Genomic DNA, 13,273 nt, shown 5'->3' with positions numbered 1-13,273 from the left:
TTGAAGATGGCAAGTCTCTCCCAGGCCGTCCGCTCGCTGTTTCTGAAAGAATTCGTCGGCGCGTTTTTCCTGTCGATGCGCTATTTCTTCAAGCAGAAGGCGACGGTGAACTATCCCTTCGAAAAGGGACCGGTCAGCCCGCGTTTCCGTGGCGAGCATGCGCTTCGCCGCTATCCGAACGGTGAAGAGCGCTGCATTGCCTGCAAGCTGTGCGAAGCAATCTGTCCCGCCCAGGCGATCACCATCGAAGCCGGCCCGCGGCGCAATGACGGCACCCGCCGCACGGTGCGTTACGATATCGACATGGTGAAGTGCATTTATTGCGGCTTTTGCCAGGAAGCCTGCCCGGTCGATGCCATTGTCGAAGGACCGAACTTCGAATTTTCGACGGAAACCCGCGAAGAACTCTATTTCGATAAGGCGAAGCTGCTGGCAAATGGCGACCGCTGGGAGCGGGAAATTGCCCGCAACATTGCGATGGACGCGCCTTATCGCTGATCGATTGAAAGAAGCCGGAGGGAGGGTTTTCATCCTCGCTTCGGCTTGACATCCGGAATCCAGGCTGGCCGCTCGGGTCTGCCGCATTTCAAGGGAGTTGTCGCCCAAGCGTCACTCCCGGGGAAGATGAAAAGGCACCATCATGGGTCTTCAGGCTATCTTTTTCTACCTTTTCGCCTTTGTCGCGGTGGCGTCGGCGTTCATGGTCATCTCATCCCGGAACCCGGTTCATTCCGTTCTGTTCCTGATCCTCACCTTTGTGAACGCAGCTGGCCTGTTCCTGCTGACGGGCGCCGAGTTCCTGGCGATGATCCTGCTGGTCGTCTATGTGGGCGCCGTCGCGGTTCTCTTCCTCTTCGTGGTGATGATGCTCGACATCGACTTCAACCAGTTCAGGGCGGGCGCGCTGAAGCATGCGCCGATCGCCGCGCTGATTGGGGCCGTGGTGGCCGCCGAACTGGTGTTCGTAATCGGCGGTTCGACGCTTTCGCCGCAGGCCAAGCAGGCCATCACCATGCCGATCCCGGCGCTGACCGAGCGTCAGAACACGGCAGCTCTCGGTGACGTGCTCTATACGAATTACGTCTACTTCTTCCAGATCGCCGGCCTCGTCCTTTTGGTCGCCATGATCGGCGCCATCGTGCTGACGCTGCGGCATCGCCAGAACATCAAGCGGCAGGTGATCGCCAACCAGGTCGCACGCGGACCGGCAACCGCCATCGAGGTGGTCAAGGTCAAGCCGGGGCAGGGGCTCTGACGGAGCGCAAGAGGTTTCAAGGATACGACTATGGAAATCGGACTTTCCCACTATCTCACCGTCAGCGCGATCCTCTTCATGCTCGGCGTTTTCGGTATCTTCCTGAACCGGAAGAACATCATCGTCATCCTCATGTCGGTGGAACTCATTCTTCTTGCGGTCAACCTGAATATGGTGGCGTTCTCGTCATTCCTCAATGACATCGTCGGTCAGGTTTTCGCGCTTTTCATTCTGACCGTCGCGGCCGCGGAAGCTGCGATCGGCCTTGCAATCCTTGTCGTCTTCTACCGCAACCGCGGTTCTATCGCCGTTGAAGACGTGAACATGATGAAGGGCTGACACGGCTATGTTAGTGTATAAGGCAATTGTCTTCCTCCCGCTGATCGGCGCGATCATCGCAGGCCTGTTCGGGCGCCAGATTGGTGCCAAGGCTTCCGAGGTGCTGACCACCAGCCTGATGGTGCTGGCCGCGGCCCTGTCCTGGTATGTCTTCCTGTCCGTCGGTTTCGGCGAGCATGTCGAAACCATCAAGGTTCCGGTGCTGCGCTGGATCCAGGTCGGCGGCATCGATGTCGAATGGGCGCTCAGGGTCGATACGCTGACGGCTGTGATGCTGGTGGTGGTGAACAGCGTCTCGACGCTGGTCCACCTCTATTCCATTGGCTACATGCATCACGATCCGCATCGGCCGCGTTTCTTCGCTTATCTGTCGCTGTTCACCTTCGCCATGCTGATGCTGGTCACGTCCGACAACCTGCTGCAGATGTTCTTCGGCTGGGAGGGCGTTGGTCTTGCCTCCTATCTGCTGATCGGCTTCTGGTTCAAGAAGCCGTCGGCAACGGCTGCTGCCATGAAGGCCTTCATCGTCAACCGTGTGGGTGACTTTGGCTTCATTCTCGGTATTTCCACGGTCTTCGTGCTGTTCGGCTCGATCAATTTCGAAACGATCTTCGCTGCCGCCGCGACCTATCTGCCGCATGAAGGCGCTGCGCCGTCTGAAGCTGTGATCAATCTCTTCGGCATGCAGCTTGACAAGGCGCATGCGATCACCGGCGCCTGCCTGCTGCTGTTCATGGGGGCCATGGGTAAGTCGGCACAGTTCCTGCTGCACACCTGGCTGCCGGACGCCATGGAAGGCCCGACGCCGGTTTCGGCGCTGATCCATGCCGCGACCATGGTGACCGCGGGTGTTTTCCTGGTGGCGCGCATGTCGCCGATCTTCGAACTGTCGCCGGATGCCCTGACCTTCGTCACGATCATCGGTGCAATCACAGCCTTCTTTGCCGCGACTGTCGGTCTGGTGCAGAATGACATCAAGCGTGTCATTGCCTATTCTACCTGTTCGCAGCTCGGCTATATGTTCGTGGCGCTTGGTGTTGGCGCTTATGGCGCTGCCGTGTTCCACCTCTTTACGCATGCCTTCTTCAAGGCGCTGCTGTTCCTTGGTGCCGGTTCCGTTATCCACGCCGTGGATGGTGAGCAGGACATGCGCCACATGGGTGGTCTCAGGAAGCATATTCCCGTCACCTTCTGGGCCATGACCATCGGGACGCTGGCGCTGACGGGGGTCGGCATTCCCGGAACCGTCATCGGTACCGCAGGCTTCTTCTCCAAGGACGCCATCATCGAATCCTCCTACGCCGCGCACGGCGCTGCCGCAGGGTTTGCCTTCGTGATGCTGGTGATTGCCGCTCTGTTCACGAGCTTCTATTCCTGGCGTCTGGCCTTCCTGACCTTCTTCGGCAAGCCGCGTGCTTCGCATGAGGTCATGCACCATGTGCATGAAAGCCCGCAAATCATGCTGATCCCGCTCTATGTGCTGACCATCGGCGCTTTGCTGGCTGGCTTTGTCTTCCACGAATATTTCTACGGCGAAGCCTATGCGGAATTCTGGAAGGGTGCTCTCTTCACCAGCGAGCACAACGAGATCCTGCATGAACATCATCATGTGCCGGTCTGGGTGCAGGTCAGCCCCTTTGCGGCCATGCTCATCGGTTTCGTGACGGCCTGGTTCATGTATATCAAGTCGCCGGAAACGCCGAAGAAGCTCGCCGAAAGCCAGTGGGTTCTCTACCAGTTCCTGCTCAACAAGTGGTATTTCGACGAACTCTACGATTTCCTCTTCGTCCGCTCCGCCAAGGCCCTTGGCCGGTTCCTGTGGAAGAAGGGTGACGTGGCGACCATCGATGCCTATGGCCCGAACGGCGTTGCCGCCGGCGTGGCAGGCCTGACCCAGCGCGTCGTGCGTCTGCAGTCCGGCTATCTCTATCATTATGCGTTCGCGATGCTGCTCGGTATCGCCGCGCTCGTTACCTGGATGATGCTCGGGAGTTCCTTCTGATGACCGATTGGCCCATTCTTTCAACGGTCACCTTCCTGCCGCTGGTGGGCGTCGCGCTGCTGCTGTTCATGCGCGACGACACCCAGTCCGGCCGCCGTAATGTGCTCACCATTTCGCTGCTCACAACGGTTGCGACATTCATCGTCTCTCTGTTCGTCTGGATTGGTTTCGATAATTCCAATCCGGGCTTCCAGATGGTGGAGTATCACGAGTGGCTGAATACAGGCATCGCTTACCATCTGGGCGTTGACGGCATCTCGATGCTCTTCGTGGTTCTGACGGCTTTCCTCATGCCCTTCTGCGTGCTGGCGAGCTGGGAATCGGTTGAGAAGCGCATCAAGGAATACATGATCGCCTTCCTCATCCTGGAAGTGATGATGGTCGGCGTGTTCGTTTCGCTCGACATCGTTCTCTTCTACGTGTTCTTCGAAGCGGGCCTCATTCCGATGTTCATCATCATCGGCGTCTGGGGCGGCAAGGATCGCGTTTACGCGTCCTACAAGTTCTTCCTCTACACGCTGCTTGGCTCCGTGCTGATGATGCTGGCCATCATGGCGATGTATTGGGATGCAGGCACGACCGACATCACGAAGCTGCTGGCGCACACGTTCCCGGTCCATCTGCAGATCGTGCTATGGCTGGCCTTCTTTGCCTCCTTCGCCGTGAAGATGCCGATGTGGCCGGTGCATACCTGGCTGCCCGATGCCCACGTTCAGGCGCCCACGGCAGGGTCCGTCATTCTGGCGGGTATCATGCTGAAGCTTGGCGGATACGGTTTCATCCGCTTCTCGCTGGCCATGTTCCCGGTGGCCTCGGATTATTTTGCGCCCTTTGTCTTCGCGCTTTCCGTCATCGCTATCATCTACACCTCGCTGGTGGCGCTGATGCAGGAAGACATGAAGAAGCTGATCGCCTATTCCTCGGTGGCGCATATGGGCTATGTCACCATGGGCATCTTTGCTGCAAACCATCAGGGTCTGCAGGGTGCGCTCTTCCAGATGATCAGCCACGGATTCGTATCCGGTGCGCTCTTCCTCTGCGTCGGTGTCATCTATGACCGCATGCATACCCGCGAAATCGCGGCCTACGGCGGTCTGGTCAACAACATGCCGAAATATGCGCTGGCCTTCATGGTGTTCACCATGGCCAATGTCGGCCTGCCGGGAACTTCGGGCTTTATCGGTGAATTCCTGACGCTGATTGGTGTCTTCCGCGCCAATACCTGGGTGGCGCTGTTTGCGGCCACTGGCGTGATCCTCTCGGCTGCCTACGCGCTCTGGCTCTATCGCCGGGTCATCTTCGGCGCGCTGGAGAAGGATGCGCTGAAGGGGCTTCTGGATCTCTCCGTCCGCGAAAAGCTGACGCTTTATCCGCTGATCGCGCTGACCATCCTGTTCGGTGTCTATCCGGCTCCGATCTTCGATGCGACCACCGCGTCCGTGAACATGCTTCTCAATAACTATTCCGCCGCATTGCAGGCTGCGCAGAATGTTGCGCTTCTTGCGAACTGACGACAGGACCCCTCGACATGACTGCTGAAACTCTCCTTGCAAGCCTGCATATCGTCACGCCGGAGTTGATCCTGGCGGTTGGCGCGCTGGCCCTGCTGATGATCGGGGTCTTCACGGCGCGGGCGGCTCTCGTCTCGGCGCTGGCGGTGATCCTCATGCTGGTGGCAGCTCTCGTCATCCTGCTCTCGCCGGCAGAGGGGCTGGCCTTCGGCGGCGCCTATATCGCCGATGGTTATGCGCATTTCATGAAGGTGCTGGCGCTGCTCGGCTCGATCGTGACGCTGCTGATGGCATCGGGACTGGCCAAGGCCAACAATCTCGACAAGTTCGAGTTCCCGGTGCTTGTGGTGCTGGCGACCCTCGGCATTCTGCTGATGATCTCCGCCAACAGCCTGATTTCGCTCTATCTGGCGCTCGAACTGCAATCGCTGGCGCTTTACGTCGTGGCTGCCATCAATCGTGACAGCCTGCGGTCGACTGAGGCCGGTCTGAAATATTTCGTGCTGGGCGCTCTGTCTTCGGGCATGCTGCTCTACGGCATGTCCCTGGTCTATGGCTTTACGGGCAATGTCGAGTTCGGCAAGATTGCTTCGGTTCTTAGCGCCGAGCATGTGAACCTTGGCCTGATCTTCGGTCTGGTCTTCGTGCTTGCCGGTCTCGCCTTCAAGATTTCCGCCGTTCCCTTCCACATGTGGACGCCGGATGTTTACGAAGGTGCGCCGACCCCGGTAACGGCCTTTCTGGCGGCTGCTCCCAAGGTTGGCGCCATGGCGATCACGGTGCGGATCGTCATCGAGGCCTTCCAGCCGGTGCATGGCCAGTGGCAGCAGATCGTCGTGTTCATTGCGATTGCCTCCATGGTTCTGGGCTCAGTTGCTGCCATCGGTCAGCGCAATATCAAGCGCCTGATGGCCTATTCTTCGATTGGCCACATGGGCTATGCGCTGGTGGGGCTGGCCGCCGGGTCCCAGACGGGTATCGAGGGCCTGCTGATCTACATGGCGATCTACCTGGTGATGAACCTCGGCAGCTTTGCCTGCATCCTGTCGATGCGGACCGCTGAAGGTGAAACGCTGGAAACGGTGGACGATCTGGCTGGTCTTTCCCAGACCAATCCGTTCATGGCTTTCGTGCTGACGGCTCTGATGTTCTCGCTGGCCGGCATCCCGCCGCTGGCCGGGTTCTTCGGGAAGTATTTCGTCTTCCTGGCAGCCATCGAAGCCAAGCTGTACGCCCTTGCCGTGATCGGTGTTCTGGCCTCTGTTATCGGTGCCTACTACTATCTGCGAGTCGTCAAGGTCATGTGGTTCGATGAGTCCAAAGTGCAGTTTGCCCGCACCTCGGCTACGCTCCGGGCGGTCTTCGGCCTGTCCGGTCTGTTCGTCATCGCCTATGTGCTGATCGGTGGTCCGGTCGGAACCGCTGCTTCGGCTGCCGCTGCGACACTGTTCCGTTGAGCGGCGTTTTCCGTGATAGCCGGAAGGCGCTTGACGCCTTCCGGCATGATGCTTTGGATGTGGTGCAATCCACCAATCTGGAATGTCTGGCGCGCGCGCGCGGTGGCGATGCCGGGCATTTGTGGATCACCGCCCGCGAGCAGACAGGCGGCAAGGGACGGCGTGGGCGTCCCTGGGTGTCCAATCCTGGAAATTTGTATGCCTCGCTGCTTCTGATCAATCCGGCGCCGCTGGAGCGCATGTCCTCGCTGCCGCTTGCGGTGGCGATTGCCGTTCATCAGGCGGTTCGCGCTGTGCTGCCTGCCGATGCTCCGCCGCTGGAAGTGAAGTGGCCGAATGATGTGCTGATCGGGCGCGCCAAGACCTGCGGCATTTTGCTGGAAGCTGAAATCATGCCGTTTGGCCAGCATGCGTTGGTGATTGGCATTGGCATCAATATCGCCGCCAAGCCCGATCAAACGCCCTATGCCACGACATCGCTGGCCGATCATGGTGCTTCGGTATCGCCGGAGGAATTGTTTGCTCATCTCTTCGGATCTATGGCGGATATTCTGGCGTTGTGGGATGAAGGCAGAGGCGTTGCGGAGGTGACGCACCGTTGGCGATCGATCGCCTGCGGAATTGGTGAGAAAATCACCGTGAATTTGCCTGATCAATCGATCTCCGGGATCTTTTCGGGAATCGACGATCATGGAATGCTGCTGCTCGATAGGGGATCGCAGGGTATCATGCCGGTTGCGGCGGGCGATGTTTTCTTCGAGCCGAATGGGCCAAAAGCAATATGACAGATAAAAACGAACTGGTGTTTCTGCCGCTTGGCGGCGTTGGCGAGATTGGCATGAATCTCGCGCTTTATGGCTATGGCACGCCAAAACACCGCGAATGGATCATGGTCGACTGTGGCGTCACCTTTCCAGGCCCCGATCTTCCGGGGGTCGATCTGGTGCTGCCGGATATTCGCTATGTCCTCTCCGAGCGCAAGAACCTCAAGGGCATCATCATCACCCATGCCCATGAGGACCATTATGGCGGCTTGAACGATCTGTGGAGGGGGCTGAACGTCCCGGTCTATGCATCGGCCTTCACCGCCGGGATGCTGGAAGCGAAGCGGGATTACGAGGGCTCGCGGGTGGAAATCCCGGTGACGCCGTTCAAGCCTGGTGACAAGCTTCATCTCGGCCCTTTCGTGGTCGAGGCCATTGGCGTCAACCATTCTATTCCCGAACCGATGTCGCTGGTGATCCGCACGCCGCTCGGCAATGTCGTGCATACGGGGGATTGGAAGATCGATCTCGATCCCTCACTGGGGCCGCTGACCGATGAAAATGCCTTCCGCACGCTGGGTGATGAAGGTGTACTTGCGGTGATGTGCGACAGCACCAATGCCATGCGGGAGGGAATTTCCCCGTCCGAGCAGGAAGTGTCTGAAGGACTGCAGAAAATCATTGAGAGCGCCGAGGGCAGGGTGGCCATCACCACCTTCTCCTCCAATGTCGGCCGGATTCGTTCTATTGCGCAAGCCGCGGAGGCGGCTGGCCGTGAGGTGCTGCTGCTCGGCAGTTCGCTGAAGCGCGTCGTGACCGTGGCTGACGATATTGGCCTGATGGACGGGATCAGGCCCTTTATCGCCGAGGATGAATATGGCTATATCCCGCGCGACAAGATCGTGGTGATCCTGACGGGCAGCCAGGGTGAAAACCGCGCAGCGCTCGCCAAGCTTTCCCGCGATGAAATGCGCAATGTGGCGCTCGCCAAGGGCGACACGGTGGTGTTTTCCTCGCGTACCATTCCCGGCAACGAAAAGGCGATCAACGACATCAAGAACGGCCTGATCGAACAGGGCGTCAAGATCGTGACGGACAGCGATGCGCTCGTGCATGTGTCGGGCCACCCGCGCCGCCGCGAATTGCTGCAGATGTATGAATGGACACGGCCACAGATTCTTGTGCCCGTGCATGGCGAGGCGGCGCATTTGATGGCGCAGCAGCAGTTGGCGCTGGAGGCTGGCATTGGTCAGGTGCCGCGTGTGCGCAATGGCGAGGTCTTGCGGCTTGCGCCGGGCAAGGCGGAAGTCATCGACGAAGCACCGCACGGGCGTCTGTTCAAGGACGGCAAGCTGATCGGTGATTTCGAGGAAATGGGCATTGGCGACCGCCGCAAGCTCTCCTTCGTTGGCCATGTCTCGGTCCATGTCCTGCTGGATGAGCGCTATGATTTCCGCGGCGATCCTGAAGTGGTTCCCGTCGGCTTGCCGCAGGAGGATGCCGAAGGGGATGACATGGAAGACATTCTCTATGATGCCGTGCTCGGCGCCGTGGAGAGCATTCCGCGTGCCCGGCGCAAGGATCTGGGCGCATTGCGTGAAAGCATTCGCAGAGCCGTGCGCTCTACGGCCAATGAATGCTGGGGCAAAAAACCGGTCGTGACGGTTTTTGTAACCAAGGTCTGATTGCGGACGCGGTCTTGGGCTGCTTATCTCGGCCAAAAGGGAGAGAGTTCATGCTTGGCCGCATCAACCATATTGCCATCGCCGTGTCGGATCTCGAGCCTGCGGTGAAGACCTATCGGGATGTTTTGGGCGCTGAGGTGTCGGTACCTTTGCAATTGCCCGATCACGGCGTGACGGTGGTCTTTGTGGAGCTTGCCAATACCAAGGTGGAACTGCTGGAGCCTTTGGGCGAGGCATCGCCCATTCGGGCTTTCCTGGAGAAGACTCCAGCGGGCGGCATGCATCATATCTGTTATGAAGTGGACGATATTCTTGCGGTGCGAGACAGGCTGCGTGCTACTGGTGCGCGTGTCCTCGGCGATGGTGAACCGAAAATCGGCGCCCATGGCAAGCCAGTGCTGTTCTTACATCCGAAAGATTTTTGCGGCACGCTGATCGAGCTTGAACAGGTTTGAGGCTTGAAGCCCATTGCGCAAAAGTGTGCAGCGGTTTGCGATAACGACATGCGTTAAAACAAGAACGTCAAGCACGTTGCATGAGGCTGGTAAGCCGCAACGTGCTTTGGCAGGTTTGACAGTACCCGCGCATCGGACCCGTTTTTCCGTTTTGTGAATTTCCTGACACAAAAAACGCTACATGCTTTTGATCGGCATGCTTTAAACAGGAAATGGATCGTAGAGGAGGAGAATCATGTCCTGGGTTACGGGAGGCGCCATCTATTTCATTCTGTGGTGGGTATGCCTTTTTGCCGTTCTGCCTTTCGGCGTGCGGACGCAGGATGATGCCCAGGAACTGGTGCCCGGCACCATCGGCAGTGCACCGGCCAAGTTTCGCTTCTTCCGCGTGATGGCCATCAATACGCTGGTTTCGCTGGTGATTTTCTTCGGCTGGAATATTGCCTCAAGCTATTACGGCTTCAGCTTTGAGGATGTGCCGCACATCATGCCGGATATTCGTTAGAGACTGTCCCAAGAAAAGGGAAAGCCGATGTTCCTGTAAAGGCCCTGAGTGCATTTGAGCATCAGGCTATTTCGGCAGAAGGCCAAAAAAAAACAAGGTCCGAAGACCTTGTTCTCAAGCATCGCGTGATCTTTCACCATTGCTGGGGCAGCGAACGAGCGCGCCTAAGATCTGATCCTCCCAAGACTTTACCGCGAACCGGCAGAAATTTAAGCTTTCTGCCTCTTTTGTGAGCGTAAATTAGCTCAAGAAATCCACCTTGTCATCCAATTTTTTGCAAAATTGCGACAGGCTGTGAAAAAAAATCCCTGAGCGAAAAAAGATAGGAGGCTGTCAAGTTTTTGACATGGTTGTCGTGCGGGCAAATGCTCACACTGCTTTGCGAATGCACGTCTTCAGTCTCTGGGCTACCCATTCGCGCGGGTTTTCTTCGCCTGCAGAACCCGTTATAGCATCGCAACGAAGAGCAGCGACCGGTTTTCGACGAAAGCCGGTGTGAAACGACACGCTTCAGCATCGGGTCGTTTCCAGTTTCGCCTGCGATGCTGTAGAAGGCTTCACCGAACAACATTGAAGGGCTGATTCCGCTGTTTTGCGGGCAGCCAAGGATACGGAAACCAGTATGCGCCTGTCTCGCTACTTTATGCCCATTCTCAAGGAAAACCCCAAGGAAGCGGAGATCGTCTCGCACCGGCTGATGCTGCGCACCGGCATGATCCGCCAGCAGTCACAGGGCATTTATTCCTGGCTGCCGCTGGGAAAGCGCGTGCTGGACAAGGTGAATGCCATCATTCGCGAGGAGCAGAACCGGGCCGGCGCCATTGAACTTCTGATGCCGACGCTTCAATCGGCGGAACTCTGGCAGGAAAGCGGGCGTTACGACGCCTATGGCAAGGAAATGCTGCGGATCAAGGACCGTCAGGACCGGCCCATGCTCTATGGCCCGACGAATGAGGAGATGGTCACCGACATCTTCCGCTCCTACGTCAAGTCCTACAAGAACCTGCCGCTGAACCTCTATCACATCCAATTGAAGTTCCGTGATGAGATCCGTCCGCGCTTCGGAACGATGCGCTCGCGCGAATTTCTGATGAAGGACGCCTATTCCTTCGACCTGACCAAGGAAGGCGCCGTCCACTCCTACAACAAGATGTTTGCGGCTTATCTGCGCACGTTCAACCGGCTTGGCCTGCGCGCCATTCCCATGCGTGCCGATACCGGCCCGATTGGCGGCAATCACAGCCACGAATTCATCATTCTGGCCGATACGGGTGAATCGGAAGTGTTCTGCCACAAGAGCTTCCTCGATCGCTCCATTCCCGGCGAAGATACCGATTTCGACGATGTTGCCGGTCTGCAGGCTATTTTTGAAGACTGGACGAAGGATTACGCGGCGACCTCGGAAATGCATGACGAGGCGGTTTATGACGCGATGCCCGAAGGTGAGCGCATCAGCGCCCGCGGCATCGAAGTCGGTCACATCTTCTATTTCGGCACCAAATATTCCGAGCCCATGGGTGCCAAGGTGCAGGGTCCGGATGGCAAGGAACATCTTGTCCACATGGGATCCTATGGTATCGGACCGACCCGCCTTGTTCCGGCCATCATCGAAGCCTCCCATGACGAGAACGGCATCATCTGGCCGGAATCGGTCGCTCCCTTCGATGTCGTGGTCATCAACATGAAGGCCGGAGACGAGGCATGCGATGCAGCGAGCGAGACGCTCTATGCAGCGCTGGCCAAGGCTGGCAAGGATGTTCTGCTGGATGACACCGATGACCGCGCGGGAACGAAGTTCGCCACCGCCGATCTCATCGGGGTGCCGGTGCAGGTGATTGTCGGTCCGCGTGGCGTCGCAAATGGCGAGGTCGAGCTGAAAAACCGCAAGACCGGCGAGCGCGAAACCATGACGATCGAAGCCGCCATCAATCGCCTGGCAGGCTGATATCCTTGCAGGAGACGAGAGTGAGTAGCGAAACCGCAAGCGCCGCTGCCATGGAGCACACAAGCCTGGCATCCGCGAAACCCTTCAGCGCTTTCGAGCGCATGGTGGCATGGCGTTATCTGCGCGCGCGGCGCAAGGAAGCGGTGATTTCCGTCATTGCCGGTTTTTCCTTCGTCGGCATCATGTTGGGGGTTGCCACGCTCATCATCGTCATGGCGGTGATGAACGGTTTTCGCACGGAACTCATTTCTCGAATCCTCGGCATCAATGGTCATATGATCGTCCAGCCGGTGGACAAGCCTTTCGACGATTATCCGGAGCTTGCCAAGAAACTCGCCGCAGTGCCGGGTGTGACCATGGCGCTGCCGCTGGTGGAGGGGCAGACGCTTGCTTCCGGCAAAGGCGGTGCAGGCACTGGCGCTCTGGTGCGCGGCGTGCGGGCCGATGACCTCATGAAGCTCAAGGAAGTCTCCGGCAATATCAAGACCGGCGACATGGTCGGCTTCACCTCCGGGCAGGGCGTGCTGATCGGCAGCCGCATGGCCAATGATCTGGGCCTGCAGGCAGGTGATACCATCACCCTGGTTTCTCCCGAGGGAGATGTGACGCCGATGGGGGTCAATCCGCGGGTGAAGTCCTACAAGGTGTCCGGGACGTTCGAGATCGGCATGTCGGAATATGATGCGTCAATCATCTACATGCCGCTGGAAGAAGCGCAGCTTTATTTCAATGCCGAAGGTCTGGTGCAATCCATCGAGCTTTTCGTTTCCAATCCGGATGACATCGATGCGCTGCGCCCGAAGGTGGAAGAGGCTGCCGGACGGCAAATCTTCATCAGCGACTGGCGGCAGCGTAACCAGACCTTCTTCTCGGCGCTGCAGGTGGAACGCAATGTAATGTTCATGATCCTGACGCTGATCGTGCTCGTCGCGGCTTTGAACATCATCTCCGGCCTGATCATGCTGGTGAAGGACAAGGGCAGCGACATCGCCATTCTGAAGACGATGGGTGCGAGTTCCGGATCGATCCTGCGCATTTTCTTCATGACTGGGGCGGCAATCGGTATTGCGGGTACATTGGCCGGTGTGCTGCTGGGCGTCATCGTCTGTCTCAATATCGAATCGATCCGCAGCTTCTTCTCCTGGGTGTCGGGAACGGTGCTGTTCGATCCGCAGCTCTATTTCCTCAGCAAACTGCCCGCGGATATGAGCTGGGGTGAGACGATTTCGGTCATCCTCATGTCGTTGACCCTGTCCTTCCTGGCGACGATCTTTCCTGCATGGCGGGCCGCAAGGCTCGATCCTGTGCAGGCTCTCCGCTACGAATAGGGACCATTGCCGGCCTTGATCGGGCCA

Annotated in this window: 12 protein-coding genes; all 12 read left to right on the top strand. The window is 58.1% G+C overall.

Annotated features, from left to right (window positions below; translation table 11 throughout):
- The first annotated feature begins 6 nt into the window (after nt 1-6).
- The 12 genes from nuoI to QO005_RS01625 all read left to right on the top strand — a co-directional run bounded on the left by nuoI (nt 7) and on the right by QO005_RS01625 (nt 13,246).
- Nucleotides 7-498: an NADH-quinone oxidoreductase subunit NuoI gene (gene nuoI, locus QO005_RS01680; RefSeq protein ID WP_307156229.1), complete on the top strand. Its 492-nt coding sequence runs from the start codon at nt 7-9 to the stop codon at nt 496-498.
- A gap of 142 nt (nt 499-640) precedes the next feature.
- Entirely contained in the window at nt 641-1,255 is a 615-nt protein-coding gene (locus QO005_RS01675) for an NADH-quinone oxidoreductase subunit J (protein ID WP_307156228.1), read from the top strand.
- A 30-nt stretch (nt 1,256-1,285) separates the two neighbouring features.
- Nucleotides 1,286-1,594, top strand: a complete 309-nt coding sequence (gene nuoK / locus QO005_RS01670; protein WP_027486185.1) for an NADH-quinone oxidoreductase subunit NuoK — start codon at nt 1,286-1,288, stop codon at nt 1,592-1,594.
- 7 nt (nt 1,595-1,601) lie between these two features.
- Entirely contained in the window at nt 1,602-3,596 is a 1,995-nt protein-coding gene (nuoL, locus tag QO005_RS01665) for an NADH-quinone oxidoreductase subunit L (protein ID WP_307156227.1), read from the top strand.
- On the top strand, nt 3,596-5,107 hold the full coding sequence (locus QO005_RS01660) for an NADH-quinone oxidoreductase subunit M (protein WP_307156226.1): 1,512 nt from the start codon (nt 3,596-3,598) through the stop codon (nt 5,105-5,107). Before nuoL ends, QO005_RS01660 begins: the two co-directional genes overlap by 1 nt.
- Before the next feature lie 17 nt (nt 5,108-5,124).
- A complete protein-coding gene (gene nuoN / locus QO005_RS01655; protein ID WP_307156225.1) occupies nt 5,125-6,564 on the top strand; it encodes an NADH-quinone oxidoreductase subunit NuoN in 1,440 nt (479 codons plus the stop codon).
- Nucleotides 6,561-7,349 (top strand): biotin--[acetyl-CoA-carboxylase] ligase, encoded by a 789-nt coding sequence (locus QO005_RS01650; protein ID WP_307156224.1) that lies wholly within the window; start codon nt 6,561-6,563, stop codon nt 7,347-7,349. The genes nuoN and QO005_RS01650 overlap by 4 nt, the downstream gene beginning before the upstream one ends.
- Nucleotides 7,346-9,013 carry a ribonuclease J gene (locus tag QO005_RS01645; protein ID WP_307156223.1) on the top strand — a complete coding sequence of 556 codons (1,668 nt, stop codon included), beginning with the start codon at nt 7,346-7,348 and terminating at the stop codon, nt 9,011-9,013. Before QO005_RS01650 ends, QO005_RS01645 begins: the two co-directional genes overlap by 4 nt.
- Nucleotides 9,014-9,063: 50 nt before the next feature.
- Nucleotides 9,064-9,468 (top strand): methylmalonyl-CoA epimerase, encoded by a 405-nt coding sequence (gene mce, locus QO005_RS01640; RefSeq protein WP_307156222.1) that lies wholly within the window; start codon nt 9,064-9,066, stop codon nt 9,466-9,468.
- Between the two features lie 235 nt (nt 9,469-9,703).
- A complete protein-coding gene (locus tag QO005_RS01635; RefSeq protein WP_307156221.1) occupies nt 9,704-9,973 on the top strand; it encodes a DUF1467 family protein in 270 nt (89 codons plus the stop codon).
- Nucleotides 9,974-10,595: 622 nt separating this feature from the next.
- Entirely contained in the window at nt 10,596-11,918 is a 1,323-nt protein-coding gene (gene proS / locus QO005_RS01630; protein ID WP_307156220.1) for a proline--tRNA ligase, read from the top strand.
- Nucleotides 11,919-11,968: 50 nt separating this feature from the next.
- Nucleotides 11,969-13,246, top strand: a complete 1,278-nt coding sequence (locus tag QO005_RS01625; RefSeq protein ID WP_307156573.1) for a lipoprotein-releasing ABC transporter permease subunit — start codon at nt 11,969-11,971, stop codon at nt 13,244-13,246.
- Nucleotides 13,247-13,273: the final 27 nt, after the last annotated feature.

The sequence above is a fragment of the Allorhizobium paknamense genome (assembly GCF_030815125.1).
Classification (GTDB): domain Bacteria; phylum Pseudomonadota; class Alphaproteobacteria; order Rhizobiales; family Rhizobiaceae; genus Allorhizobium; species Allorhizobium paknamense.
This window is presented reverse-complemented; position numbering and strand designations above follow the sequence as displayed.